Origin of the sequence: Stenotrophomonas pavanii, from assembly GCF_900101175.1 — a bacterium.
Classification (GTDB): domain Bacteria; phylum Pseudomonadota; class Gammaproteobacteria; order Xanthomonadales; family Xanthomonadaceae; genus Stenotrophomonas; species Stenotrophomonas pavanii.
In genome coordinates this window covers 217,640-242,331 of the sequence record NZ_FNFQ01000001.1, presented here as the reverse complement: position 1 = coordinate 242,331, position 24,692 = coordinate 217,640, and the positions used below count along the sequence as shown (strand labels likewise).

At 68.0% G+C, this 24,692-nt stretch carries 23 protein-coding genes; 13 read left to right on the top strand and 10 right to left on the bottom strand.

What is annotated here, in order from left to right:
- Positions 1-22: 22 nt before the first annotated feature.
- Both phbB and gluQRS read right to left on the bottom strand, forming a co-directional pair.
- The gene (gene phbB / locus BLS66_RS01175; RefSeq protein WP_049466763.1) at positions 23-763 is read right to left on the bottom strand and encodes a beta-ketoacyl-ACP reductase; all 741 of its coding nucleotides are present in this window, start codon (positions 761-763) and stop codon (positions 23-25) included.
- A 17-nt stretch (positions 764-780) separates the two neighbouring features.
- Positions 781-1,716, bottom strand: a complete 936-nt coding sequence (gluQRS, locus tag BLS66_RS01170; RefSeq protein WP_074724910.1) for a tRNA glutamyl-Q(34) synthetase GluQRS — start codon at positions 1,714-1,716, stop codon at positions 781-783.
- Positions 1,717-1,809: 93 nt separating this feature from the next.
- Between gluQRS and htpX the strand changes: the two genes are divergently transcribed.
- On the top strand, positions 1,810-2,676 hold the full coding sequence (gene htpX / locus BLS66_RS01165) for a protease HtpX (RefSeq protein ID WP_049466767.1): 867 nt from the start codon (positions 1,810-1,812) through the stop codon (positions 2,674-2,676).
- 671 nt (positions 2,677-3,347) lie between these two features.
- Here htpX and BLS66_RS01160 read toward each other — a convergent pair.
- Positions 3,348-4,175: an inositol monophosphatase family protein gene (locus tag BLS66_RS01160; protein ID WP_049468091.1), complete on the bottom strand. Its 828-nt coding sequence runs from the start codon at positions 4,173-4,175 to the stop codon at positions 3,348-3,350.
- Between the two features lie 120 nt (positions 4,176-4,295).
- Between BLS66_RS01160 and BLS66_RS01155 the strand changes: the two genes are divergently transcribed.
- From BLS66_RS01155 to BLS66_RS01145, 3 genes are all read left to right on the top strand, one after another.
- Positions 4,296-5,066: an RNA methyltransferase gene (locus BLS66_RS01155; protein WP_049468094.1), complete on the top strand. Its 771-nt coding sequence runs from the start codon at positions 4,296-4,298 to the stop codon at positions 5,064-5,066.
- A gap of 103 nt (positions 5,067-5,169) precedes the next feature.
- Positions 5,170-6,045, top strand: coding sequence for a phosphate/phosphite/phosphonate ABC transporter substrate-binding protein (locus BLS66_RS01150; protein WP_049468096.1), 876 nt, complete (start codon positions 5,170-5,172; stop codon positions 6,043-6,045).
- Positions 6,042-8,168, top strand: a complete 2,127-nt coding sequence (locus tag BLS66_RS01145) for a putative bifunctional diguanylate cyclase/phosphodiesterase (RefSeq protein WP_049468098.1) — start codon at positions 6,042-6,044, stop codon at positions 8,166-8,168. The genes BLS66_RS01150 and BLS66_RS01145 overlap by 4 nt, the downstream gene beginning before the upstream one ends.
- Before the next feature lie 66 nt (positions 8,169-8,234).
- On the opposite strand, the gene epmB is transcribed toward BLS66_RS01145, so the two are convergent.
- Entirely contained in the window at positions 8,235-9,251 is a 1,017-nt protein-coding gene (gene epmB, locus BLS66_RS01140; protein WP_074724909.1) for an EF-P beta-lysylation protein EpmB, read from the bottom strand.
- A gap of 120 nt (positions 9,252-9,371) precedes the next feature.
- Here epmB and efp point away from each other — a divergent pair, with 120 nt between their 5' ends.
- The 5 genes from efp to BLS66_RS01115 all read left to right on the top strand — a co-directional run bounded on the left by efp (position 9,372) and on the right by BLS66_RS01115 (position 13,638).
- Positions 9,372-9,938, top strand: coding sequence for an elongation factor P (gene efp, locus BLS66_RS01135; RefSeq protein ID WP_005410381.1), 567 nt, complete (start codon positions 9,372-9,374; stop codon positions 9,936-9,938).
- Positions 9,939-10,143: 205 nt separating this feature from the next.
- Positions 10,144-11,487 (top strand): TRZ/ATZ family hydrolase, encoded by a 1,344-nt coding sequence (locus BLS66_RS01130; protein ID WP_053460913.1) that lies wholly within the window; start codon positions 10,144-10,146, stop codon positions 11,485-11,487.
- Between the two features lie 26 nt (positions 11,488-11,513).
- Positions 11,514-12,230: a bifunctional 2-polyprenyl-6-hydroxyphenol methylase/3-demethylubiquinol 3-O-methyltransferase UbiG gene (ubiG, locus tag BLS66_RS01125; RefSeq protein ID WP_074724908.1), complete on the top strand. Its 717-nt coding sequence runs from the start codon at positions 11,514-11,516 to the stop codon at positions 12,228-12,230.
- Entirely contained in the window at positions 12,227-12,922 is a 696-nt protein-coding gene (locus BLS66_RS01120; protein WP_074724907.1) for a phosphoglycolate phosphatase, read from the top strand. Before ubiG ends, BLS66_RS01120 begins: the two co-directional genes overlap by 4 nt.
- 11 nt (positions 12,923-12,933) lie before the next feature.
- The gene (locus BLS66_RS01115) at positions 12,934-13,638 is read left to right on the top strand and encodes an isoprenoid biosynthesis enzyme family protein (RefSeq protein ID WP_049468111.1); all 705 of its coding nucleotides are present in this window, start codon (positions 12,934-12,936) and stop codon (positions 13,636-13,638) included.
- A gap of 89 nt (positions 13,639-13,727) precedes the next feature.
- Here the strand turns inward: BLS66_RS01115 and BLS66_RS01110 are convergent, their stop codons facing one another.
- From BLS66_RS01110 to yidD, 3 genes are read right to left on the bottom strand one after another with little or no spacing between them, the layout of a single operon-like run.
- A complete protein-coding gene (locus BLS66_RS01110) occupies positions 13,728-14,573 on the bottom strand; it encodes a M23 family metallopeptidase (RefSeq protein ID WP_053460910.1) in 846 nt (281 codons plus the stop codon).
- Positions 14,573-15,919: a dihydroorotase gene (locus BLS66_RS01105; protein ID WP_046988151.1), complete on the bottom strand. Its 1,347-nt coding sequence runs from the start codon at positions 15,917-15,919 to the stop codon at positions 14,573-14,575. The genes BLS66_RS01110 and BLS66_RS01105 overlap by 1 nt, the downstream gene beginning before the upstream one ends.
- A 1-nt stretch (position 15,920) precedes the next feature.
- The gene (gene yidD / locus BLS66_RS01100) at positions 15,921-16,118 is read right to left on the bottom strand and encodes a membrane protein insertion efficiency factor YidD (protein ID WP_229302008.1); all 198 of its coding nucleotides are present in this window, start codon (positions 16,116-16,118) and stop codon (positions 15,921-15,923) included.
- Positions 16,119-16,447: 329 nt separating this feature from the next.
- On the opposite strand from yidD, the gene dksA reads away from it, so the two are divergent.
- Entirely contained in the window at positions 16,448-17,677 is a 1,230-nt protein-coding gene (gene dksA, locus BLS66_RS01095; RefSeq protein ID WP_074724906.1) for an RNA polymerase-binding protein DksA, read from the top strand.
- A gap of 383 nt (positions 17,678-18,060) precedes the next feature.
- On the opposite strand, the gene BLS66_RS01090 is transcribed toward dksA, so the two are convergent.
- Genes BLS66_RS01090 through cysS form a run of 3 tightly spaced genes read right to left on the bottom strand, consistent with a single transcriptional unit; the run spans position 18,061 to position 21,190 of the window.
- Positions 18,061-19,308 carry an MFS transporter gene (locus BLS66_RS01090; protein WP_057493586.1) on the bottom strand — a complete coding sequence of 416 codons (1,248 nt, stop codon included), beginning with the start codon at positions 19,306-19,308 and terminating at the stop codon, positions 18,061-18,063.
- Positions 19,305-19,757 carry a SufE family protein gene (locus BLS66_RS01085; protein WP_053460907.1) on the bottom strand — a complete coding sequence of 151 codons (453 nt, stop codon included), beginning with the start codon at positions 19,755-19,757 and terminating at the stop codon, positions 19,305-19,307. The genes BLS66_RS01090 and BLS66_RS01085 overlap by 4 nt, the downstream gene beginning before the upstream one ends.
- 56 nt (positions 19,758-19,813) lie before the next feature.
- Positions 19,814-21,190, bottom strand: a complete 1,377-nt coding sequence (cysS, locus tag BLS66_RS01080; protein WP_074724905.1) for a cysteine--tRNA ligase — start codon at positions 21,188-21,190, stop codon at positions 19,814-19,816.
- A gap of 187 nt (positions 21,191-21,377) precedes the next feature.
- Here cysS and BLS66_RS01075 point away from each other — a divergent pair, with 187 nt between their 5' ends.
- From BLS66_RS01075 to BLS66_RS01065, 3 genes are all read left to right on the top strand, one after another.
- On the top strand, positions 21,378-21,941 hold the full coding sequence (locus tag BLS66_RS01075; RefSeq protein WP_053460905.1) for a glycine zipper 2TM domain-containing protein: 564 nt from the start codon (positions 21,378-21,380) through the stop codon (positions 21,939-21,941).
- Between the two features lie 318 nt (positions 21,942-22,259).
- Positions 22,260-23,270, top strand: a complete 1,011-nt coding sequence (locus BLS66_RS01070; RefSeq protein ID WP_057493584.1) for an N-acetylornithine carbamoyltransferase — start codon at positions 22,260-22,262, stop codon at positions 23,268-23,270.
- A gap of 119 nt (positions 23,271-23,389) precedes the next feature.
- Complete coding sequence (locus BLS66_RS01065; protein ID WP_074724904.1) at positions 23,390-24,586, top strand: argininosuccinate synthase; 1,197 nt, start codon at positions 23,390-23,392, stop codon at positions 24,584-24,586.
- Positions 24,587-24,692 lie beyond the last annotated feature (106 nt).

Genomic DNA, 24,692 nt, shown 5'->3' with positions numbered 1-24,692 from the left:
GCCGCCAGGCCCCCTGCGCGGCTTACCAGCCCATGTGGTGGCCGCCGTTGATGTCCAGGTTGCTGCCGGTGATCCACGAGGCTTCGTCGGCCACCAGGAAGGACACGCCATAGGCGATTTCCTCGGGCTTGCCGAGGCGCCCGGTCGGGATGTCGGCGATGATCTTGGCGCGCACGTCCTCCGGAACCGCCATCACCATGTCGGTGGCCACGTAGCCGGGCGAAATGGTGTTGACGGTGATGCCGAAGCCGGCGTTCTCGCGGGCAAGCGAGATGGTGAAGCCGTGCATGCCGGCCTTGGCCGCCGCGTAGTTGGCCTGGCCGTACTGGCCTTTCAGGCCGTTGATCGAGCTGATCTGGATGACCCGGCCCCAGCCGCGGCGGCGCATGCCCTCGATGACCGGACGGGTGACGTTGAACACCGAGTTGAGGTTGGTGTTGATCACATCGTGCCACTGATCCGCGCGCATGCGGTGGAACGTGGTATCGCGGGTGATGCCAGCGTTGTTGACCAGGATCTCGACCGGGCCCAGCTCGGCCTCGACCGCGCGCACCAGCGCTTCGGCACTGTCCGGATCGGAGACATCGCCCGGGAAGATCGCCACGTGGTAGCCGCGCTCGGTCATCGCCTGCTGCCAGGCGCGGGCCTTGGCCTCGTCGCGGTAGTTGGTGGCGACCCGGTGGCCCTGGTCGGCCAGGCGTTGGCAGATGGCGGTACCGATGCCGCCGGTTCCGCCGGTGACCAGTGCGACGCGAGATGTCATGGAGTGCTGTCCGGGTATCAGGTGGGGGAAGGGGGATTCTGCAACATCGGCGCGGAAAGTGCGCCGGCCGGCGGCAGGCCCGTTCCCATCAGGATGTCGGTGCGCGGCAGCCGCGCCGGGTCGAAACGCCGTTGGGCCGTGGCCAGCAGCGTGTCCAGGTCGTGCGCATGCTGCAGTGCGTCCGGTGCCTGGCCCAGCAGCTGCCAGAGCGCGCGCAGTACCGGCACCGGCTGTGTGCTGTCCACCGGCAGCGATGCCAGCGACTTGGACAGTTTGTGGCCGGTGGCATCGAGCAGCAGCGGCAGGTGCCAGTAGCGCGGCACCGCCAGCCCCAATGCCTGCTGCAACAGGATCTGCCGCGCGGTGGAGTCGAGCAGGTCGGCGCCGCGCACCACTTCGTTCACGCCCTGCGCGGCGTCATCGACCACCACGGCCAACTGGTAGGCCCAGCAACCGTCGGCGCGGCGCAGCACGAAATCGCCGACTTCGGCATGCACGTCCTGTCGCTGCGGGCCACGCAGGCCATCATCGAAGTGCACGACGCTGCCCGGGGGCACGCGGAAGCGGACGGCAGGGTCCGGTCGCGGTTGCCGCGCAACGCAGCGGTGATGGATGCCGCCGTTGGCGGCCAGCTCGCTGCGGCTGCAGTGGCAGATGAAGGCCAGATCGCTGGCCAGCAGTACGTCCAGCGCAGCCTGGTAGGCCTCGCCACGCGCGCTCTGCCACAGGACCGGGCCGTCGTGGGCGAGGCCGAACGCGGCCAGCGCCTGCAGTTGTGACGCGGCGGCCCCGGGCACGGTGCGCGGCGGATCGACGTCTTCGATGCGCAGCCGCCACAGGCCGCCATGATGGCGCGCGAGCAGCCAGCTGCCGAAGGCGGCGAGCAGGGATCCGGGGTGGAGCAGGCCGGTCGGCGAGGGCGCGAAACGACCGCAGGGAATGGGGGAGGTCATGCTGGCTGAATCGTCGGTCAGGTTGGCGCTTGAATTCAAGCTGACCACGCCGCAAATTGACCGGTATCGACCCCTTCCGAGCCGGATTTTCCCATGTTTACCCGCATTGCCCTGTTCCTGGCGACCAACTTCGCGGTCCTGATTCTCGCCAGCATCGTGATGTCGTTGCTCGGGGTCAATCCAAGCCAGATGAGCGGCCTGTTGGTGATGGCCGCGATCTTCGGCTTCGGTGGCTCCTTCATCTCGCTGCTGCTGTCCAAGTGGATGGCCAAGCGCTCCACCGGCGCGGTGGTGATCACCGAACCGCGCAACCCGACCGAACGCTGGCTGCTGGCCACCGTCGAGCGCCAGGCCAAGGCGGCCGGCATCGGCATGCCGGAAGTGGCGGTCTATGACGGCCCGGAGATCAACGCCTTCGCCACCGGCGCCAACCGCAACAACGCGCTGGTGGCGGTGTCCACCGGCCTGCTGCACAACATGAGCGAGGACGAGGCCGAAGCGGTCCTGGGCCACGAGATCGCCCACGTCGCCAACGGCGACATGATCACCATGGCGCTGCTGCAGGGCGTGTTGAACACCTTCGTGATCGTGCTGGCCCGCGTGGTCGGCGGCATCATCGACAGCGCGCTGTCGGGCAACCGCGAAGGCGGCGGCCGTGGCTTCGCCTACTACATCATCGTGTTCGTGCTGGAGATGGTGTTCGGCCTGTTCGCCACCATGATCTCGATGTGGTTCTCGCGCCACCGCGAGTTCCGCGCCGATGCTGGCGGTGCCTCGCTGGCCGGCCGCCAGAAGATGATCGCCGCGCTGGAGCGCCTGCAGCTCAACCACGGCCAGAGCACGCTGCCGACCCAGATCGCCGCCTTCGGCATTTCCGGTTCGACGGCCAAGAAGCTGTTCATGAGCCATCCGCCGCTGGAAGAGCGCATTGCCGCGCTGCGGGCGTCGACGGTGGCATAAGCCTCGGCTTGCAGAGGAGTGAGAGACGCCCGGCTCCGTGCCGGGCGTTCTTGTTTGCGCGCCCACGCATGGGTGGCGCCGGGTACGACCCGGCGAGAGTCATTTCCGCGACCGCGGAGGGGTGTCACTTTCTTTGCTCGTGCAAAGAAAGTAACCAAAGAAACACGCCGCCGGGGCGCGAGCCGACGTGCTGCGCACGCCGGTACCCTGCGCTCCTCGGTCCGTCGAGGGACGGTGCGGGAACTCGCTGCGCTCAGACACCCGCACCTCTTCGCCCTCGCCGGACCTGCGGTGCTCGGCTCGCTCAAGGCGGACCCAACGTCAAAGGCAAAAGCTGCCCCCAGTAGATCCGCGCCATGCGTGGATGCGCTTGCTGTTGATCTTGACCTTCCAGTCCGCCTTGAGCGAGCCGAGCATCGCAGGGGAATCAGGGGCGAAGAGGCGCCGGTGTTTGAGCGCAGCGAGTTCGGCGCCGTCCCCTGATTCTCCGAGAAGCACAGGGAACCGTCGCGTAGCGACGGCTCGCGGCTGGCGGAGCGTTTCTTTGGTTACTTTCTTTGCGCGCAAAGAAAGTGACACCCCTCCGCGGTCGCGGAAACGACTCTCCGTCCGCGCAAACGAAAACGGCACCCTCGCAGGTGCCGTCTCCATGAACCGCTTTACACGGAATCTCAGAACTTCGCGTCGAACTCCGCCGCGTAGCCAGTGTTCACCAGCACCTTCTGCAGCGACTCGGCCACCTTCAGGTTGCCGGCCACGATCTGGTGGGTCTCCGGACCACGGTTGTCCATGCGGCCCAGGGTCGCGCCCTTGAAGTCGCAGACCTTGCCGCCCGCCTCGCGGACCAGCAGCAGGCCGGCAGCGATGTCCCAGGCCTTCACGCCGGCTTCGAAGTAGGCGTCGGCGCGGCCGCAGGCCACGTAGGCCAGGTCCAGCGCCGCCGAGCCGGTGCGGCGGATGTCCTCGCCGTGCACCAGCAGGGCGTCGACCGCCTTCAGCTGGGCACTGGCGCGGCTGCGCTCGCGCGGGGCGAAGCCGGTGTGGATCATGGTGCCTTCCAGGTCCTTGCGCTCGGCCACGCGGATGCGGCGGTCGTTGAGCACGGCACCGGCGCCGCGGCTGGCAGTGAACAGTTCATTGCGCAGCGGGTCGAAGATGACCGCGTCGGTCGGCTCGCCGTTCTCGACCAGCGCGATCGACACGCAGTAGTGCGGCACGCCGCGCAGGTAGTTGCTGGTGCCGTCCAGCGGGTCGATGACCCACATCTGGCGGCGCTCGCCCTGCACGCCACCTTCCTCACCGAAGATGCCGTAGTCCGGGTAGGCGCGCTTGAGTTCCTTGACGATCACCTTTTCCGCGTCCGCATCCACTTCGCTGGCGTAGTCCATCCGGCCCTTCTGCACCACGTTCAGTGCCTCGAGCTTGTTGATGTTGCGCAACAGGACGTTGCCGGCGAGGCGGGCGGCCTTGACCATGACGGTGACGGCGGGTTTCTGCATGGCGTGGGCTCCCGGAAAGGCAGAAGAGATGGACTGGCGGGGGAAAAGAGCGGGTCCGGCGCAGTGGCCGGCCGCACAGTTTACCATTGGTCATCGTCCAGCTCGACCTTTTCCCTGTTCATGTCCCAGTTTCCCGCCGCCACCCGCCTCCGATTCGTCCTGGTCGGTACCCAGCACCCCGGCAACATGGGCGCCGCCGCCCGTGCGCTGAAGACCATGGGCCTGGCCCGCCTGGTCCTGGTTGCCCCCGAAAAACCGCTGGACGAGGAGGCCTTCCGCCGCTCGGCCGGTGCCGAGGACGTGCTCGGCGACGCCCCGGTGGTGGCCACCCTGGCCGAGGCCGTGGCCGATTGCCGCCTGGTGCTGGGCTGTACCGCCCGTGCCCGCCGCGTGCAGCTGGAGGAGTACCTGCCGGCCGATGCCGCCGCCCGGGCGGTAACCAAGGCGGGCGAGGGGGCCGAGGTGGCGCTGGTGTTCGGCCGAGAGCGCACCGGGCTGACCAACGAAGAGCTGCAGCTCTGCCACGCGGCGGTGCATATCCCCTCCGACCCGGCGTTCAGCTCGCTCAATCTGGCGGCCGCGGTGCAGGTGCTGGCCTACGAAACGCGCATGCAGCTGCTGGGCGCGCAGCCGGCGGCCGGGGCCGAACCGGGCTTCCGCGAACAGGCGGCCAGCCACGAGCAGATGGAGAGCTTCTTCGCCCAGCTTGGCGACACGCTGGACGAGATCGATTTCCACAAGGGCCGGGCCCCGGAATCGGCGATGCGCAAGCTGCGCCGGCTGTTCCTGCGCAGCGAGCCGAGCGAGCAGGAAGTGCGCCTGTTGCGCGGCATCCTCGCCGACACCCAGCGCATGGCGCGACTGGCGCAGGCGGGCAACAAGGACAGCTGACGACGTTCTCATTTTTTCGGGTAGTCTGTCCGGATACCCAGGGGGGATGAAGCCTGTGTCGGGTCTGCGAAGGGCAGTGCAGAGGGGACTGCTGAGCCTGGTGATGATCCTGCTGGCCGGGACGGTGCATGCAGCACCGGATCCGGTGCTGGTGCTGGGCCGGATCAGTGATGATCCGCAGGCGCATTACGAGCAGCTGCAGCCCTTGCTGGACTATGTGGTGGCACGCATGCATGACGTCGGCATCACCGAAGGACGGATCCTGATGGCACGCGATCCACAGCAGATGGCCAGCTATCTGCGGCGGGGCCGGGTCGACTGGGTCACGGAAACGTCGGGCACGGCAGTGGCGCTGGGCCAGCGCAGTGGCGCACGGCCGCTGCTGCTGACCGAGCGCAATGGCGTGCGCCAGTACCAGACGGTGTTCTTCGTGCGCCGCGACAGTCCGATCCAGCAGCTCCAGGGGCTGCGCGGGCATCGCCTGGCGCTGCAGAACACAGCGTCGACCAGCGCCTACCTGGTGCCGGTGATGACGCTGCTGCAGCAGGGGCTGGCGCCGCAGATCCTGGCCGGCGTGTGGGACGTGCCGGGCCGGGACAGTGTGGGGTACGTGTTCGCGCGGAGCGAGTTGAACATCGCCACGTTCGTGCACAAGGGCATGGTCGAGGCAGGGGCGGTGAGCAGCGTGGACTGGAACGACGAGCGACGGGTGCCAGCGGCATTCCGGCGCGACTTCCGCGAGCTGCTGCGCACCGAACCCTACCCGCGGGCGGTGGAGATGGTCCGCGCCGACCTCGATCCGGCGGTGCGTGAGCGGCTGCGGGATGTCCTGCTGCAGGCGGCCAGCGACCCGCAGGCGCAGGGGGCGTTGCATCGGTTTTTCGGCACTTCGGGTTTCCACCGCGTCGATGCGCATGCGCAGCAGCGGCTGGATGAATTGAAACAAGGATTGACGCGCGTGCGGATGGAAGTGGAATGAAGTGGCTCGGCTCGGGAATGCAGGCCCGGTTCCTGCTCGCGATGGGCGGGGCGATGGTCGTGGTGGTGGCGATCCTGGCGGTGCTGCTGGGGCGGCAGGCGGCGATGCAGGGCGAGGTGCGCAACCTCAGCGGCGGCGTCATCCATGAACTGTTCGACCGCAGCGTGCGCAGCCGTGGCGAGGCCATGGCGCGCGAGCTGTCCGATGCACTGGCCAATCCGCTGTACTACCGCGACCTGGACCAGGTCGGTGCGCTGGTGCGCGGCACGGCACGGCAGCCGGTCGTGCGCTATGTGCTGGTGTTTGACGAGCGTGGGCGGCTGGTGCATGACGGCTCGATCGAAGTCTCCGGCTTCGGCCAGCCGATGACCGACCCGCTGGCCCCGAAGGCCGCAGGGGCGCAGGCGCTGGTGGTGCAGGAGTCGCCCAAGGTGCTGGACAACACCATGCCGATCATGGTCGGCAACCAGCGCATCGGTGGCGTGCGGGTCGGCATGGCGCTGGACGAGGTGCAGCAGCGCGAGCAGGCGGCCAATGCCACCCTCGGCGAACGCCTGCAGCAGGTCGGCAGCCGCCACCTGGGCTGGCTGCTGCTGATGCTGGGCCTGCTGGTGGTGATCGGGGTGGCGGTGATCGTGTACGTGCAGCGTACCCTGGTCGCGCCGATCCGGGACCTGGCCGCGGCGGCGCGCCGCATCGAGGCGGGCGACTACCAGGCGCCGCTGGCCGAGAACACCCGCAATGACGAGGTCGGCGAGCTGGTGCGTGGTTTTGCCCGCATGCGCGACGCCATCGCCCGGCATGACCGCGAGGTGCGGCGCATGGCCTATACCGACGCGCTGACCGGGCTGACCAACCGGTTGGCGTTCCGCGAGGCGCTGGACCATCGCCTGATGGCGGCGCGCGCGTCCAATCATCGGCTGGGCCTGCTGTTTGCCGATATCGATGATTTCAAGCGCGTCAATGACACCCTCGGCCATGAGGCCGGTGACGAAGCCCTGCTGCAGTTCGCGCAGCGCATCGGTCGCGCGGTGACCGAAGCCGGCGGCGATGAGGCACTGCTGGCGCGCTTCGGCGGCGACGAGTTCGTGATCCTGGTCGGCGAGGGCGACGTGGCCGCGAACGCGCGCCTGCTGGCCGAGGTGCTGGTGCGCGAGCTGGGCAAACCGCTGGTGGTGCAGGGCAGGGAGCTGTTCCTGGGGACCTCGATCGGCGTGACCCTGTTCCCGGACGACGCGGCCGATGCCACCACGCTGCTGAAGAACGGCGACATCGCCATGTACCAGGCGAAGATGGCCGGCAAGAACTGCTATCGCTACTACAGCCGGGCGATGGACCATGCGGTCGAGCGCCGCGTGCACATGGAGCAGGAGCTGCGCGGGGCCTGGGAGCGCGGCGAGCTGCGCCTGGCCTACCAGCCGATCTTCCGCATGCGCGACCGGCGGATGGTCGGTGTGGAGGTGCTGCTGCGCTGGCAGCATCCGACCCTGGGCACGATTCCGCCGTCGGTGTTCATCGAAGTGGCCGAGCAGAGCGGGTTGATCGAGATCATCGGCCCGAAGGTGCTGCGCGCGGCGTGCATGGAGGCCGCGCAGTGGCCGCGTGGCGCGGCCGGCGACGACCTGTTCGTCTCGGTGAACGTGTCGCCACGCCAGCTGCGCGGCGGTGAACTGCCGGCACTGGTCGCGCAATGCCTGCATGAGTCCGGGCTGCCGGCGTCGCGCCTGCATCTGGAGCTGACCGAAACCGCGGTGATCGGTGACGAGATGGTCGCAGCGCAGCTGCTGGACAAGCTGCACCGCACCGGCGTGAAGGTCTGGCTGGACGATTTCGGCACCGGCTTCTCCGGGCTCAGTCACCTGCGCCAGGTTCCCGTTGACGGCGTGAAGATCGACAAGAGTTTCGTGGCCGACATGCAGCGCGATCCCGACGACCTGGCCCTGACCACGGCGATCATCGCCATGGCCCACGCGCTGGGCATCACCGTGGTGGCCGAGGGCATCGAGCAGCAGGCGCAGTACGAACTGCTGGCGCAGCGCGGTTGCGACCTCGGCCAGGGCTACTGGCTCAGCCACCCGGTGACCGCCACCGAAGTGGTGCGGATGATCGAATCGGGCCTCTGACCGACGGTTGTTGTGTCGGGGTCAGATCCCTTTTCCGCAGGAAAAGGGATCTGACCCCCTGCGGAATTACACCGGGCGCTTGCTCGGATCGCCGGGCAGTTCGCGCACCAGCTTGGGAATCAGGTAACCGGACAGGCGTGCGGTCAGGCCGGCAATCAGCGCCTTGGCCCGGGCATCGTCCACTTCGAAGTGGGCCACGCCTTCGACCCTGTCCAGCTGGTGCAGGTAGTACGGCAGCACGCCGGCGGCGAAGCTGCGCTCGCTCAGGTCCTGCAGGGCCTGCACGCTGTCATTGACCCCGCGCAGCAACACCGCCTGGTTCAGCAGCTGGGCACCCAGGCCGCGCAGGCGGGCCATCGCCGCGTCCACGCTGGCATCGAATTCATTGGCGTGGTTGGCATGCACCACGATCGCCAGCGGCCACGGCAGGCTGCCCAGCCAGGAGGCCAGTTCATCGTCCACGCGTTCCGGCAGCACGATCGGCAGCCGGGTGTGGATGCGCAGGCGGCGGATATGCGGGATGGCGCGCAGGGCGTCGGTCAGCTCGACCAGCTTGTGCGTGGCCAGCGACAGCGGGTCGCCGCCAGACAGGATCACCTCGTCGATGTCCGGATCGCCTGCGATGGCGGCCACCGCTTCCTGCCAACCGCCCTTGGCGGCGTTCTCCGCGGCATAGTCGAAATGGCGGCGGAAGCAGTAGCGGCAGTTGATCGCGCAGCTGCCGGTGGCGACCAGCAGGGCACGGCCGCGGTACTTCTGGATGACGCCGGTGGCCTTCCTGGCTGCACCATCGCCCACCGCATCGAAGCTGAATCCGGGCGCCGGACGCATTTCCTCGTCGATCGGCAGCACCTGGCGCAGCAGCGGATCGGCCGCGTCGCCGGGGCGCATGCGGGCCACGAAGCCTTCCGGAACGCGCAGCGCGAACTGGGCCATGGCCGCTTCGGAGACGCCCAGTGCCGCCGGGTCCAGCTGCAGCCGGGCCAGCAGGGCGTGCGGGTCGCGCAGCGCCTGGCGCCAGAGCTGCTGCCAGCGCGCGGGCGCACCGGGCGACTGGGGCCGGGGGAAGGCGGAAAGCTGCATGGAGAGGGGGCCTGCGGTTATCATGGGGGCAGAAAAACAGTCGCCCACCGGCATCCGGTGGGCTTTCCATTCTAACGGCTCGCCGCACCCGCGGCGTTTTTGCCACACAGGAGTTTACGCATGGCCAGCTACGGCATGAACGACGTCAAGAACGGGATGAAGATCCTGGTCAACAACCAACCGGCCGTCATCATCGACACCGAATACGTCAAGCCGGGCAAGGGCCAGGCCTTCACCCGCGTGAAGTACCGCCTGATCAAGGACGGCCGTACCCAGGAAGTCACCATGAAGTCGACCGACTCGCTGGATGCAGCCGACGTCGTCGATACCGACATGAACTTCATGTACAGCGACGGCGAATACTGGCACTTCATGGACCCGGAATCCTTCGAGCAGGTCCAGGCCACCAAGGCCGGCATGGGCGGGGCCGAGAAGTGGCTGAAGGGCGAAGAGTCCTGCGTGGTCACCCTGTGGAATGGCGAGCCGATCTTCGTGCAGCCGCCGAACTTCGTCGAGCTGAAGATCACCGAAACCGATCCGGGCGTCCGTGGCGACACCTCGGGCGGCGGCGGCAAGCCGGCGACCCTGGAAACCGGCGCCGTGGTGCGCGTGCCGCTGTTCGTCAACCAGGACGAAGTGATCCGCGTCGATACCCGTTCGGGCGAATACTCCGCACGCGTCAAGTAAGGTTCCGGCCACGGGCCGACCTTACGGTAGTGCCGGCCGCTGGCCGGGTACGCGCCATCGCATTCGCGCTGGCGCTCCCGTGATCTGCTTCGGCAGATCATGGGCCCCGCTTCACGAGTCTCCAGACCCCGCCGCTTCGCGGCAGCCCCTGACTCAGGGGCGTGTCCCCAGAAGTACCTCGCCGCCCCCCAGCCAGTGAGCCCGCATGAGCGATAGCCCGCACCTCCCCGAAGCCTGCGACCTGCTCATCGAAGCCGGTTATGTCGTTCCGATCGAGCCGCATGCGGTGGTGCTGGAAGACCACGCCGTTGCCGTGCGTGGCAGCGAGATCGTCGCCATCCTGCCGCGTGCGGAAGCACGCGCACGCTTCCGCGCTGCGCAGGTGGTCAGCCGCCCCGAGGCCGCGCTGATGCCGGGCCTGGTCAACGCACACACGCACAACCCGATGACCCTGCTGCGCGGCGTCGCCGACGACCTGCCGCTGATGACCTGGCTGCAGCAGCACATCTGGCCGGTGGAAGCGGCCGTGATCGGTCCTGAGTTCGTCGCCGACGGCACCACCCTGGCCATCGCCGAGATGCTGCGCGGTGGCACCACCTGCGCCAACGAGAACTACTTCTTCGGCGACGTGCAGGCCGCGGTCTACAAGAAGCACGGGTTCCGCGCGCTGGTCGGTGCGGTCATCATCGATTTCCCCACCGCCTGGGCCAAGACCGACGACGAGTACTTCGCCAAGGCCGGCGAACTGCACGACCAGTGGCGCACCGATCCGCTGATCGGCACCGCGTTCGCGCCGCATGCGCCGTACACGGTCAACGATGCCAACTTCGAGCGGGTGCGGATGCTGTCCGACCAGCTCGACATGCAGGTGCACCTGCACACCCACGAGACCGCACAGGAAATCAACGATTCGATCAAGCTGCACGGCCAGCGCCCGCTGGCGCGGCTGGATCGGCTCGGCCTGGTCAACGACCGCCTGATCGCGGTGCACATGACCCAGCTGACCGATGCGGAAATCCACCTGTGCGCCGAGCGTGGCGTCAGCGTGGTGCATTGCCCGGAATCGAACCTGAAGCTGGCGTCCGGTTTCTGCCCGGCCTGTGCCCTGCAGCGCGCCGGCGTGAACCTGGCGATCGGCACCGATGGCTGCGCCAGCAACAACGACCTGGACATGTTCAGCGAGAACCGCACTGCGGCGATCCTGGCCAAGGCCGTGGCCGACGACGCCACCGCGCTGGACGCGGCGACCACGCTGCGCGCGTCCACGCTGGGCGGTGCCCGCGCGCTGGGCTTCGGTGACCGCATCGGTTCGATCGAAGTCGGCAAGCAGGCCGACCTGGTCTGCGTCGACCTGTCTGCGCTGGAAACCCAGCCGCTGCACAACGTGCTGTCGCAGCTGGTGTACGCCACCGGCCGCCAGCAGGTCAGCGACGTCTGGATTGCCGGCAAGCCGAAGCTGGTGCAGCGCGAACTGGTCGGCATGGACCTGCCGGGCATCATCGCCAACGCGCGCCAGTGGCGCGAGCGCATCCGCCATATCCGCGCCTGATCCCTGGCGCCGCAAGGACATCCCCCATGACTGCCCCCCACGCTTCCTCCAATTTCGATCAGGCCGAGCTGGACAAGTTCGCCGCACTGGGCAACCGCTGGTGGGATGCCGACGGCCCGCAGAAGCCGCTGCATGCGTTGAACCCGGTGCGCCTGCAGTACGTGGCCGACCGCGTGCCGCTGCGTGGCGCGCGCGTGCTCGACATCGGCTGCGGTGGTGGCCTGCTGAGTGAAGCGCTGGCCCAGGCCGGTGCCGACGTCACGGCCATCGACCTGGCCCCGGAACTGGTCAAGGTCGCGCGACTGCATGCGCTGGAAAGCGGCGCCCAGGTCGATTACCGCGTGCAGGCGGCCGAGGATCTGGCCGCCGAGCAGCCCGCCAGCTTCGACGTGGTGACCTGCATGGAAATGCTCGAGCACGTGCCCGATCCCGGCGCGATCATCGAGGCCTGCAAGCGCCTGCTGAAGCCGGGCGGGCATCTGTTCCTGTCGACCATCAACCGCACCGCCGCCGCGTTCGCGGTGGCGATCGTCGGCGCCGAGTACGTGGCCCGGCTGCTGCCCAAGGGCACCCACCACTACCAGGAATTCATCAAGCCGGCCGAGCTGGCGCGCTGGCTGCGCGAAGCCGACCTGCAGCTGGTGGACGTCAGCGGCATGGCCTACGAGCCGTGGCGCAACCATGCCCGCCTGAGCAGCCGCACCGACATCAACTACCTGGCCTACGCGGTCAAGCCGGCATGACCGCCGCCGGCTTTCCGCGCGCGGTGCTGTTCGACCTGGACGGCACCCTGCTGGACAGCGCACCGGATTTCGTCGCCACCTGCAACGCGATGCTGGCCGAACGCGGCCGTGCACCGGTCGATCCGGCGGTGCTGCGCCCGGTGGTCTCCAAGGGCTCGCGTGCGATGGTCGGGGCCGCCTTCCCGGACCTGGATGCCGCCGCGCGCGATGCGCTGATCCCGGAATTCCTGCAGCGCTACGAAGCGCTGATCGGCCAGCACGCGGTGCTGTTCGATGGCGTGGCCGGCATGCTCGCCGCGCTGGATGACGCCGGCACGGTGTGGGGCATCGTCACCAACAAGCCCGAGTACCTGGCACGCCTGGTCCTGCCGCAGCACGGCTGGCAGCAGCGTTGCGCCGTGCTGGTGGGCGGTGACAGCCTGGCCGAGCGCAAGCCGCATCCGCTGCCGCTGCTGCACGCCGCGCAGGCGATTGCCGTTGCCGCCGAGGACTGCGTCTACGTGGGGGACGACGAGCGTGACATCATCGCCGCACGCGCGGCCGCGATGCCGTCGGTGGCGGCGCTGTGGGGCTACCGCCTGCACAGTGACGACCCGCTGGCGTGGCAGGCCGACGTGCTGGTCGAGAACGCCGAACTTCTGCAACTGGCCAGTCTCTGGCCGACCCGGCCGGCAGCCCCGGCCCAGCCGTAAGGAACCCCGTAGTGAGCAGTACCGCGCTGGACAGTTTCCTCGACAAGTGGCGCAGCCGCTGGCCGGAATGGTCGGTGGCCGCCCCGTTCGTGGCCGAATCACAACGCGAGCTGGCAGTGGCGTGGTTTGCGCTGCTGCAGGAGTTCGACGACATGCTCAACACCAGCGGCGATCCGCTGCCGGCCGACGCCAAGCTGGCGTGGTGGGGCGAGGAACTGCGCAGCTGGGCGGCACACCGTTCGCGCCACCCGCTGGGCCGCCTGCTGGAGCCGGTGCGTGCGCCGTGGGCGCAGCTGGCCGAGGCGCTGCCGGATCTGGTCGAGGCGCGCACCGTTGCATTGGACGTGGCCGGTGCCGAGCGCGCGCTGGCCCATTACGCTGACGCCGTGGCTGCGGTGGAAGTGGCGCTGTTCGCGGACAAGCCGCGCACCGGTGCCGGTCGTGCGGTGCAGCTGCAGACCCTGGCCCAGCGCCTGCAGGATGCCGGCGTGGCCGGTGTGCCGCGCAGCCTGCTGGATGAAGATTCCAGTACGGCCGCGCAGCGCTGGGCGCAGCACCTGTTGAAGGGGTGGGGCACCCGCGTGCCCGGCCCGCGCGCGCGCCGCGTGTGGTCCAGCCTGGCGCGTGCACGCCTGGCGGCGCAGGCCGCGGGCAAGCCGATCGAAGCCACCCCGGTGCGCACCCTGCTGCGCGTGTGGTGGGCGGCGCGCGGTTGATCCAACGTACCGGGTAGTGCCGGCCGCTGGCCGGCATCCAGCAGGGCGCCGAAGAGGATGAGGTTGCCGGCCAGCGGCCGGCACTACCGTTATTTGCGTTCCAGCACCAGCAAGGGGTCGATACGGGTATCGAACCAGTTCATGCCCCAGTGCAGGTGCGGCCCGGTGGCGCGTCCGGTGGCGCCGACCGCGGCGATCACCTGGCCTTGTTCCACGCGGTCGCCGACCTTCACGTCGATGCGCGACAGGTGCAGGAAGTTGGAACTGACCCCGAAGCCGTGATCAAGCAGCAGCGTGCCACCGGTCAGGTACAGGTCCGGGCCGGCGAAGGTGACGATGCCGGCAGCCGGCGCCTTCACCGGGGTGCCGGTCGGCACCGCGATGTCCATGCCGGAGTGACCGGCGCCGGGCTGGCCGTTGTACACCCGCGCATTGCCGAAGCGGCCGCTGATGCGGCCCTGTACCGGCCAGATGAAGGTCTGGGTGAAGTCGGTGCGGTCGTCGTCGCGCGAACGTGCGGCGGTCACCTGCGCCTGTTCGCGCTTGATCCGCTCGGCGATCGCCGGCGGCGGATTGACCGTCTTCGGTGGCACGCCGTTGACCCGCTCGGTCGGCCAGTCGCGCGGCGTCACCGCGATGGTCGCGGTCTCGCTGCCACCGTCGGGCCGTTGCACCTGCACGCGCAGCGGACCCTTCTCGTCGCGGCCGATGCCGAACACCACGCTGCCATAACCGCTCACCCGCAGCTGTCGGCCGGCGTACTGCACGCGGCTGCCGGCGGGAACCTTGCCGATCACCAGCGCGCCCTGCGACGCACTGGCCGGGAACACCACGCGGCTGTCGATCAGGCGGCCGATGCCATCCTGCGCGTGCAGCGTGGGTACGGAAAACAGGGGCGTCGCCAGCAGCGCCCCGATCAGAAGTGCCGAACGCATCAGCGGTCGTAGGTCATGCGCTGGCCGGCCGGCTCGCCCACCAGTTTGCTGCCGTCCCACACCAGCTGGCCGTTGACCCAGGTGGAGGCGATGCGCGAACGGAAGGTGGTGCCTTCAAACGGCGACCAGCCGCACTTGGACAGCACGTCCTCGCGCTTGACCGTGAACGGCACGTCCTCGACCAGCACCAGGTCGGCGAAGTAGCCCTCGCGCAGGAAACCGCGCTCCTCCACATCGAACAGCTGCGCCGGGGCATGCGCGAACTTCTGCACCACCTGCTCGCGGGTCAGCTTGCCTTCGTGCACGCGCTCCAGCGCGGCCACCAGCGCATATTGCACCAGCGGCAGGCCGGAGGGCGCCTGCGCGTAGGGCTTCTGCTTCTCTTCCCAGGTGTGCGGCGCATGGTCGGTGGCCAGCACGTCCAGCACGTCGTCGGCCAGCGCAGCGGTGATCGCCTCGCGGTCGGACACTTCCTTGATCGCCGGGTTGCACTTGATCAGGTTGCCCTTGGTCGCATAGTCCGGGCGCGCGAAATGCAGGAAGTGCACGCAGGTTTCGGCGGTGATCTGCTTGCGGCTGCCGTCGGCACGGATCAGCGGGCCCTTCTCGAACAGCGCCAGCTCGTCGGCGGTGGAAATGTGCAGCACGTGCAGGCGGGTGCCGTGCTTGCGTGCCAGCGACATCGCCAGGCGGGTCGACTTGATGCAGGCCTCGCGCGAGCGGATGTCCGGGTGCATGTCCGGGGTCAGCGCGTCGCCGTACTTCTCCTGGAAGGCCTTCAGGTTGGCATCGATCATCGGCGTGTCTTCGCAGTGCGTGATGATCGGGGTCGGGCATTCGCGGAAGATCGCGTCCAGCGTTTCCGGATTGTCGACCAGCATGTTGCCGGTGGACGCGCCCATGAACACCTTGACGCCCGGGGCCTTCTTCGGGTCCAGCGCGCGGATCGCCTCCAGGTTGTCATTGCTGGCGCCGTGGTAGAAGCCATAGTTGGCCCAGGCACGGCCGCGTGCGAGTTCGTACTTGGCTTCCAGGATGGTCGAATCCAGCGTCGGCGGGTTGGTGTTGGGCATGTCCATGAAGCTGGTCAGGCCACCGGCCACGGCCGCCGCCGACTCGCTGGCGATGTCGCCCTTGTGGGTCAGGCCCGGTTCGCGGAAGTGCACCTGGTCATCGATCATGCCGGGCAGCAGCCAGCGTCCGGCCGCGTCCACCACCTGCTCGCCGTCGCGCGGCGCGAGCCCGCTGCCGATCTGCGCGATGCGGCCGTTCTCGATGCGCAGGTCACCATCGAAGGTGCGGCCTTCGTTGACCATGCGGGCGTTGGTGATGAGGGTGGAGGACATGTCAGTGTTTTCCTGTGCAACGGCAAGAGGGGGCGTTGGGGGACTCGGGCACGGGATCGAAGCCGCCGGGATGGAACGGATGGCAGCGGCCCAGCCGGCGCGCAGCCAGCCAACTGCCGCGCAGCGGCCCGTGCCGCGAGATGGCGTCCATCGCGTATTCAGAACAGCTCGGCACGAAACGGCAGCGCGGCCCCAGCATGGGGCTGATGAAGCGCTTGTAGAAGCGCAGCAGGGCGATGAGCAGGCGCGAGATCACCCAGTCATCTTATGCCAGTTGGCATGAAGGCCGCATTTGTGCAGGATGGGCCGTTGGTCGCATGTCGCCGATGGCCTGCGACCGGTACCAGCACCGTCGGGTGCTGGCCAGGTTCCGTACCGCGCAAGGCGGTCCGTGTTCGTCGGACTGCCCTCCAGGGCGCCTTGGCTCCAGGACTGAATGGAGCAGGGTGCCAAGGTTGCTGCTGCGGGTCGGGTAGGCTATAAAGGCCCGCTTTCCCGGGCCCCGGGAAATCCAAGGAAGAGCGTTTCGTGGCTGCTAAAAAAACTGCAAAGAAGGCCGCAACGGCCGCCAAGAAAACCGCCAAGCCTGTTGTGAAGAAGTTGGCGGCAAAGCCCGTTGCCAAGAAGCCGGCCAGCAAGCCGGTCAGCAAGGCAGCGTCCTCGCAACCGGCGGCCAGGAAGGCCACCGCAAAGAAAGCGCCGGCCAAGGCAACCAAGCCGGTGGCAAAGAAGGCCGCTGCCGCGCCCGCCAAGGCCAAGCCTGCTGCCGGCAAGAAGGCGCCGGTGGTGAAGAAGGCCACCAGCAAGGCCGCGCCGGCAAAGAAGGCCGCCGCCAAGCCGGTGGCCAGCAAAGCAGCCGCCAAGCCGGCGCCGAAGGCGACGGTGAAGAAGGCGGCAGCCAAGCCGGTCGCCAAGCCGGCGGCGAAGAAGGTGCCAGCGGCCAAGCCGGTCGCCACGCCCGCTGCTGCAAAGAAGGTTGCCAAGAATGTCGCCGCGCCGGCCGCAAAGCCGACGCCGGCCCCTGTAGTGAAGTCCGCACCGAAGCCTGCCGCCAAGGCGGCTCCGGCCAAGCCTGTCCCGGCCAAGACCGTGGCAGTGGCAGCAGCCCAACCGGCTTCCAAGCCGGCCCCGGCCGCCGCCCCTGCCGCTGCGAAGGCCCCGCAATCCAAGAATCCCGTGCCCGTTTCGAAATCGCCTGCCAAATCCGCCGTGAAATCCGATTCCGCCCCGAAGACCGTGTCGCGCCCTGTCGGCAAGGTTGCCGTGGCCGTCGCCGCCCGCTCGGCAGCACCGGCCCCGCGCAGCAAGTACAAGGTGGTCGAATACAAGACCGACGAGGCCACCGGCCGCCCGATCCTCCCGGCTGGCTACAAGCCGTCCTCGGAAGAGGAATACATGAGCCCGCTGCAGCAGGAATACTTCCGCCAGCGCCTGCAGAACTGGCGCGCGGACCTGGTGGAGGAGTCCAAGCAGACCATCGAGAACCTGCGCGAGGAAGTGCGTGACATCGGTGACGAAGCCGAGCGCGCGACCCGCGAGACCGAGAACTCGCTGGAACTGCGTACCCGCGACCGCTACCGCAAGCTGATCGGCAAGATCGACAGCACCCTGAAGCGCCTGGAAGCCGGCGACTACGGTTACTGCGTCGACACCGGCGAAGAAATCGGCCTGGAGCGCCTGGAAGCGCGCCTGACCGCCGAGCGCACCATCGACGCCCAGGAGCGTTGGGAGCACCTGCAGAAGCAGCAGGGCGACTGAATCCTGATCGTTGTCTGGTCATGCAGAAAACCCGGCCTTGGCCGGGTTTTTTGTTGGCGGATCGTTGGTACGCGACCGTGGCTGGCACGGGCAGTGGTGACCCTTGTTGGGTCGGCCTTGTAGGGAGCCGAGCACCGCAGGGGAATCAGGGGCGAAGAGGCCGCTCTATCCTGTAGAGCCGACTGCTGGTCGGCTGGCTCTCCGCGCCGTCCCCTGATTCACCGAGGAGCACAGGGCACCGGTACGCAGCACCGGCTCGCGGATGGTGGAGCGTTTCTTTGGTTACCTTCTTTTCGCGAAAAGAAGGTGACAAGCCGAATCATCGACGGAGAGCAACGGCCCCAGCCAGACGCCCGGCGCCGCCGAATCCGCTGTTCGCAGCGTCACTGCAGGTCGCGAAGATTCAGTTTCCGCAGCGTCGGGTTCTTCCACGCGGTGATCCCGGCCACGCTCAGCACCGCAAACCCACCCAGCACCACGGCCGGCACCAGGCCGAGCAGTTTTGCCATCGTGCCGGCATAGAACGCGCCCAGCTCGTTGGACGAACTGATGAAGATGCCGTTGATCGACGATACGCGACCGCGCATCTCTTCCGGCGTGGCCAGCTGCAGGATGGTCGAGCGGATCACCACCGAAACGCCATCGAAGGCGCCGTAGAAAAGCAGGATCAGCGCCGACAGCCAGAAGTGCTGCGACAGCCCGAAGCCGATCACGCACAGGCCGAACCCGGCCACCGCGAACAACAGCACGCGGCCGGCATTGCGGTGCAGCGGGTGGCGCGCCAGCCACAGGCCGACGCACACCGAGCCCAGCGCCGGCATGGCGCGCAGGATGCCCAGGCCTTCCGGGCCGTGGTGCAGGATCTCGTGCAGGAACGCCGGCAGCATCGCCACCACGCCACCCAGCAGCACCGAGAACATGTCCAGCGCCATTGCGCCGACCATGATCCGGTTGCCGACCACGAAGCGCGCGCCTTCGGCGATGCTCTTGAAGATCGGGGCGGCCGGGCCGGCATGCACCGGTTCTTCCACCTTCAGCGTGGCCAGGCAGGCCATCGCCACCAGCGCGAAGGCGGTGGCCACCGCGTAGGACAGGCCCTTGCCACCGAAGCCGACCAGCACGCCGCCCAGTGCCGGGCCGGCGATCATGCCGGCCTGGAACACCACCGCGCCCAGGCCGGCGCCACGGGCGAACTGGTCACGGGCCAGAACGCGCGCGAACAGGGCGTTGTAGATCGGCGACAGGAAGGCGCGGACCATGCCGGTCAGTGCGATGGCCGCATAGATCGGCCACACGCCGGCAATCGGCAGCCAGCCCATGGCCACGCTGGTCAGCACCAGGGCGGTGGCGATCAATCCGCAGCAGGCGACCATGCCCAGGCGGCGCCGCGGCAGGTGGTCCACCAGGTAACCGGCGAACGGCGCCACGCAGAAGAACGGCACGACCTCGGCCAGGCCGATCAGGCCCAGCGAGAACGGATTGCGGGTGACTTCGTAGATGTGCCAGCCAACGGTGACTGCGACCACCTGGTAGGACAGCATCGCAAAGATGCGGTACGCCAGCAGCCTGGCGAAGCCGGGCCGGGACAGCAGGCCCAGCGCGGTGTCTTCGGCCGTGGCAGGTTCGCTCACGACGGGTCGCGCTGCAGCTGGGCCTGCGCGGTCTCGCGGATGAAGGCCAGCATCGCCGCCACGCCGTTGCTGCGGGTGGGCGAGAGGTGGCGGGCCAGGCCGATGTCCTGGATGTAGCTCGGCTCGGTGTCCAGGATCTCCTGCGCCGAGCGCCCGGAGTACACGCGCAGGGCCAGGAAGATCAGGCCGGAGACAATCGCCGAATCACTGATGGCATGGAAGCGCAGCGACTGCGCGTTGCCTTCGGGCACGATCCAGACCATCGACTGGCAGCCGAGCAGGCGATGCTGTTCGGTCTTCCAGTCTTCGGGGAAGGGCGGCAGCTTGCGGCCGAGGTCGATCAGGTACTGGTAGCGCTCGGACCAGTCGCCGAAGAAGCCGAATTCCTCGGCGATGGCGGCCTGGGCCTCGGCGGCGGTGGGTTCAAGCGGGAACGGGGAGTCGGTCACAACAGTCTCTACGGTGGGGCGTGGCCGGCGGACCGGCCACGGGGCAGGGCGGGTCGTCAGCCGCGCTTGCGCGACCAGCGCACGCCCTGCGGGGTGTCTTCCAGCACGATGCCTTCGGCGGCCAGCTGGTCGCGGATGGCGTCGGAACGGGCGAAGTCGCGCGCCTTCTTGGCGGCGGCACGCGCATCGATCAGGCCCTGGATGCGGGCATCGTCGCCGTCATCGCTGGCGGTGGTGCCGAACCACTGTGCCGGATCGGCCTGCAGCAGTCCCAGCGCCAGGCCGGCACCGAGCAGCTCACCCTTCAGGCGTGCCTGCTCGGCCGGGTCGGTGGCCCGGCGCGCATCGGCGGCGATGCGCGCCACTTCGGCCAGCGCCTGCGGCGTGTTGAGGTCATCATCCAGGGTGGCCTCGACCGTAGCCGGAATCACGGCGCTGGCCTCGACCGCGGCCAGCTCGCGCAGGGTGCCGTACAGGCGGTCCAGGGTGCGCACCGACTGCTCGATCAGCGCATCGGACCAGTCCAGCGGCTGCCGGTAGTGGGCCGACAGCAGGGCCAGGCGCAGCGCTTCCGGCGGATGCTGGCGCACCAGGTCGTGCACGCGCTCGATGTTGCCCAGCGACTTGCTCATCTTGGCGCCGCCGAAGTTGAGCATGCCGTTGTGCAGCCAGAAGCGGGCGAAGATCCTGCCGCCGTGGGCGCATTCGCTCTGCGCGATCTCGTTCTCATGGTGCGGGAACTGCAGGTCGACGCCGCCGGCGTGGATGTCGATGGTCTCGCCCAGGTGGGCGGCGGCCATCGCCGAGCATTCGATATGCCAGCCCGGACGGCCCCGGCCCCACGGCGATTCCCAACCGGGCAGGTCGTCGCTGGACGGCTTCCACAGCACGAAATCGCCCGGGTCACGCTTGTACGGTGCCACGTCGACGCGGGCACCGGCCAGCATTTCGTCCGGGTCGCGGCGCGAAAGCTTGCCGTAGCCGTCGAAGCTGGCCACCGCGAACAGCACGTGGCCCTCGGCGGCATAGGCATGCCCATTGGCGATCAGCTGCTCGATCATGGCGATGATCTGCGGCATGTGCGCGGTCACTTCCGGCTCGATGTCCGGCGGCACCACGCCCAGCGCGGCCATGTCTTCACGGTAGGCGGCGGCGAAGCGGTCGGTGATGGTGCTGATCGGCACCCCCTGCTCGCGCGCGGCGGTGTTGATCTTGTCGTCCACGTCGGTGATGTTGCGGGCGTAGCGCAGTGCGCCGAAACGGCGCCGCAGCAGGTCGGCCAGCACCCCGAACACCACCGGGCCACGGGCGTTGCCGATGTGCACGTAGTTGTAGACCGTCGGGCCGCACACATACAGGGTCGGACAGGCCGGGTCGAGCGGGGTGAACGGTTCGAGCTGGCGAGTCAGGTTGTTGTGCAGGCGCAGGGTCATGGGGCTGTGACTGGGGGACAAGCCTGTGATTTTAGAACGTGTCGCGCCCCTTTGGGGGCACCGGTTGCCACCGGTGGACGCCGGTTGTTCCAGGGTGGGGTGGGCAGGAGCGGCGTGGACGGGTAATGTTCAGCCCCTTGCGCTCGCCACTGCCTACACTATTGCCGTGTCCTTGCTCCCGTCGCCAATGAAACCCACCGCGTTGCTGACCCTGGCCTGCCTGTCGGCGCTGCCCGCCGTGGTGCTGGCGCAGGAGGCCGAGCCCCGCAACCGGGTGGTGATCGTGGAGAACGTGAAGTTCGACTACGCCCAGGTGCTGAATGTCGAGCCGGTGTTCCAGACCCTGCGCGCGACCCGCACCGAGGAGCATTGCGAGCCGGTGTCGACCCGTACTCTGGCCCCGGTCAACGTGACCGGCGAGGAACCGGTCGAGGACAAGGGCCGGATCAGCCGCTTCTGGGACTCGGTGCGCTCGATGTTCAAGCGCAGCGATGACGAGGTTTCCGAGGACCCCGCTGCCGAGACGCCCGCCCCGGCCCCGGCCAGCAACGGGCCGATGCTGACCCGCGACTGCCGCATCGTGCCGGTGGGACGTGAGTTCCGCCGCCCCATCGCCTATGACGTGGATTACGTCTACAAGGGCACCAAGTACCGCTCGCGGCTGCCGGAAGACCCCGGCAACCGGCTCAAGATCCGGGTGTCGATCACCCCGTGGGTCGGCCCTGAGCAGGGCACGGCCAGCAATCCCTGATTCTGCGACCCGGGCCCCTTGCGCCGGCCCCGGTCGCATGCAAAGATAGCCGGCCATGAAGCTCACCGACTTCCAGCACGACAGCAGCGCAGCCCGACAGGCGTCGGGCATGACCTCGCGTGCGCGTCGACCGGAACCCCACATTCTCGCTGGGTAACCGGAGCTTTTTGCTGTTCGTCCGAAAAAAACCCAGCCCGCCGGCTGGGTTTTTTCGTTTCCGCGTTCTGAAAGCTGCAACTGCAACCTTTTCGCTCCACCTTTGCTTCCTGTTTTCCCTTCCACCGCGTCGAACCCGGCGCCGCCACGCAAGGAAAGATGATGTCCCCCAAGCACTTCCTGAACACCCAGGACTGGAGCCGCAGCGATCTTGATGCGCTGTTGACCCAGGCGGCGCTGTTCAAGCGCAACAAGCTCGGCGACCAGCTCAAGGGCAAGTCGATCGCGCTGGTGTTCTTCAACCCGTCCATGCGCACCCGCACCAGTTTCGAACTGGGCGCGTTCCAGCTCGGCGCCCATGCGGTGGTGCTGCAGCCGGGCAAGGATGCGTGGCCGATCGAGTTCAACCTCGGCACGGTGATGGACGGCGATACCGAGGAGCACATTGCGGAAGTGGCCAAGGTGCTGGGCCGTTACTGCGACATCATCGCCGTGCGTGCGTTCCCGAAATTCCAGGACTGGGCGTACGACCGCCAGGACATCGTCCTCAACAGCTTCGCCAGGTATTCGCCGGTGCCGGTCATCAACATGGAGACCATCACCCACCCGTGCCAGGAGCTGGCCCACATCATGGCGCTGCAGGAGCACTTCGGCACCCAGGACCTGCGTGGCAAGAAGTACGTGCTGACCTGGACCTACCACCCCAAGCCGCTCAACACCGCCGTGGCCAACTCGGCGCTGACCATCGCCACCCGCATGGGCATGGACGTGACCCTGCTGTGCCCGACGGCCGACTACATCCTCGACGAGCGCTACATGGGCTGGGCCGAGCAGAACGTGGCCGAGAGCGGCGGTTCGCTGAAGATCAGCCATGACATCGACAGCGCCTACGCCGGCGCCGACGTGGTCTACGCCAAGAGCTGGGGCGCGCTGCCGTTCTTCGGCAACTGGGAACCGGAGAAGCCGATCCGTGACCAGTTCAAGCACTTCATCGTCGACGAACGGAAGATGGCGCTGACCAACAACGGTGTGTTCAGCCACTGCCTGCCGCTGCGCCGCAACGTGAAGGCCACCGACGCGGTGATGGATTCGCCGCAGTGCATCGCCATCAACGAAGCCGAGAACCGCCTGCACGTGCAGAAGGCGATCATGGCGGCGGTTGCCGGGCGCTAGATCGCACAAGGGCTAGGGCCGACCGCTGGTCGGCTGCTCCCGCAGCGGCGCATCCAACATTTCGGCCGACCAATGGTCGGCTCTACCGAATTCTCATCCCCCAAGTGGACCTGACCCCCATGAGCAACAAAGACGTCGTTCTCGCCTTCTCCGGCGGCCTGGATACCAGCTTCTGCGTGCCGTACCTGCAGGAGCGTGGCTACAACGTGCACACTGTGTTCGCCGACACCGGCGGCGTGGATGATGAGGAGCGCGACTTCATCGAAAAGCGCGCCGCCGAACTGGGCGTGGCCAGCCACGTCACCGTCAACGGTGGCCCGGCCATCTGGGAAGGCTTCGTCAAGCCGTTCGTGTGGGCCGGCGAAGGCTACCAGGGCCAGTACCCGCTGCTGGTCTCGGACCGCTACCTGATCGTCGATGCCGCGCTGAACCGTGCCGCCGAACTGGGTACCCACATCATCGCCCACGGCTGCACCGGCATGGGCAACGACCAGGTCCGCTTCGACCTGGCCGTGAAGGCACTGGGCGATTACCAGATCATCGCGCCGATCCGCGAGATCCAGAAGGAACACACCCAGACCCGCGCCTACGAGCAGAAGTACCTGGAAGAGCGTGGCTTCGGCGTGCGCGCCAAGCAGCAGGCCTACACCATCAACGAGAACCTGCTGGGCCTGACCATGTCCGGCGGCGAGATCGACCGGTGGGAAGCCCCGGGCGAGGGCGCGCGCGGCTGGTGCGCACCGCGCAGCGAGTGGCCGGAACAGGCGCTGACCGTCACCCTGAAGTTCGTTGAGGGCGAAGCCGTCGAACTGGATGGCAAGGCGCTGCCGGGCGACCAGATCCTGGCCCAGCTCAACAAGCTGTTCGCCCCGTACGGCGTGGGTCGCGGCGTCTACACCGGCGACACCGTGATCGGCCTGAAGGGCCGCATCGTGTTTGAGGCCCCGGGCCTGGTCTCGCTGCTGGCCGCACACCGCGCGCTGGAAGATGCGGTGCTGACCAAGCAGCAGAACCGCTTCAAGCCGGACGTGGCGCGCAAGTGGGTGGAGCTGGTGTACGAAGGCTTCTACCACGACCCGCTGAAGACCGATATCGAAGCCTTCTTGAAGTCCTCGCAGGCCAAGGTCAACGGTGAAGTGGTGCTGGAAACCCGTGGTGGCCGCGTCGATGCGGTGGCCGTGAAGTCGCCGCACCTGCTCAACACCAAGGGCGCCACCTACGCGCAGTCGGCCGACTGGGGCGTGGAGGAGGCTGAAGGTTTCATCAAGCTGTTCGGCATGAGTTCCACTGTCTATGCGCAGGTCAATCGCGGTTGACCTGTGACGGGGGGCCGGCCGCTGGCCGGCGCCTCGCAACGTCAATGGAAGGTAGTGCCGGCCGCTGGCCGGCGCCTCGCAACGTCAATGGAAGGTAGTGCCGGCC

Bases quoted from the DNA above. Each gene is read 5' to 3' on its own strand.
- phbB (WP_049466763.1), bottom strand. From the start codon at position 763: ATGACATCTCGCGTCGCACTGGTCACCGGCGGAACCGGCGGCATCGGT.
- gluQRS (WP_074724910.1), bottom strand. From the start codon at position 1,716: ATGACCTCCCCCATTCCCTGCGGTCGTTTCGCGCCCTCGCCGACCGGC.
- htpX (WP_049466767.1), top strand. From the start codon at position 1,810: ATGTTTACCCGCATTGCCCTGTTCCTGGCGACCAACTTCGCGGTCCTG.
- BLS66_RS01160 (WP_049468091.1), bottom strand. From the start codon at position 4,175: ATGCAGAAACCCGCCGTCACCGTCATGGTCAAGGCCGCCCGCCTCGCC.
- BLS66_RS01155 (WP_049468094.1), top strand. From the start codon at position 4,296: ATGTCCCAGTTTCCCGCCGCCACCCGCCTCCGATTCGTCCTGGTCGGT.
- BLS66_RS01150 (WP_049468096.1), top strand. From the start codon at position 5,170: ATGATCCTGCTGGCCGGGACGGTGCATGCAGCACCGGATCCGGTGCTG.
- BLS66_RS01145 (WP_049468098.1), top strand. From the start codon at position 6,042: ATGAAGTGGCTCGGCTCGGGAATGCAGGCCCGGTTCCTGCTCGCGATG.
- epmB (WP_074724909.1), bottom strand. From the start codon at position 9,251: ATGCAGCTTTCCGCCTTCCCCCGGCCCCAGTCGCCCGGTGCGCCCGCG.
- efp (WP_005410381.1), top strand. From the start codon at position 9,372: ATGGCCAGCTACGGCATGAACGACGTCAAGAACGGGATGAAGATCCTG.
- BLS66_RS01130 (WP_053460913.1), top strand. From the start codon at position 10,144: ATGAGCGATAGCCCGCACCTCCCCGAAGCCTGCGACCTGCTCATCGAA.
- ubiG (WP_074724908.1), top strand. From the start codon at position 11,514: ATGACTGCCCCCCACGCTTCCTCCAATTTCGATCAGGCCGAGCTGGAC.
- BLS66_RS01120 (WP_074724907.1), top strand. From the start codon at position 12,227: ATGACCGCCGCCGGCTTTCCGCGCGCGGTGCTGTTCGACCTGGACGGC.
- BLS66_RS01110 (WP_053460910.1), bottom strand. From the start codon at position 14,573: ATGCGTTCGGCACTTCTGATCGGGGCGCTGCTGGCGACGCCCCTGTTT.
- BLS66_RS01105 (WP_046988151.1), bottom strand. From the start codon at position 15,919: ATGTCCTCCACCCTCATCACCAACGCCCGCATGGTCAACGAAGGCCGC.
- yidD (WP_229302008.1), bottom strand. From the start codon at position 16,118: ATGCTGGGGCCGCGCTGCCGTTTCGTGCCGAGCTGTTCTGAATACGCG.
- cysS (WP_074724905.1), bottom strand. From the start codon at position 21,190: ATGACCCTGCGCCTGCACAACAACCTGACTCGCCAGCTCGAACCGTTC.
- BLS66_RS01075 (WP_053460905.1), top strand. From the start codon at position 21,378: ATGAAACCCACCGCGTTGCTGACCCTGGCCTGCCTGTCGGCGCTGCCC.
- BLS66_RS01070 (WP_057493584.1), top strand. From the start codon at position 22,260: ATGTCCCCCAAGCACTTCCTGAACACCCAGGACTGGAGCCGCAGCGAT.
- BLS66_RS01065 (WP_074724904.1), top strand. From the start codon at position 23,390: ATGAGCAACAAAGACGTCGTTCTCGCCTTCTCCGGCGGCCTGGATACC.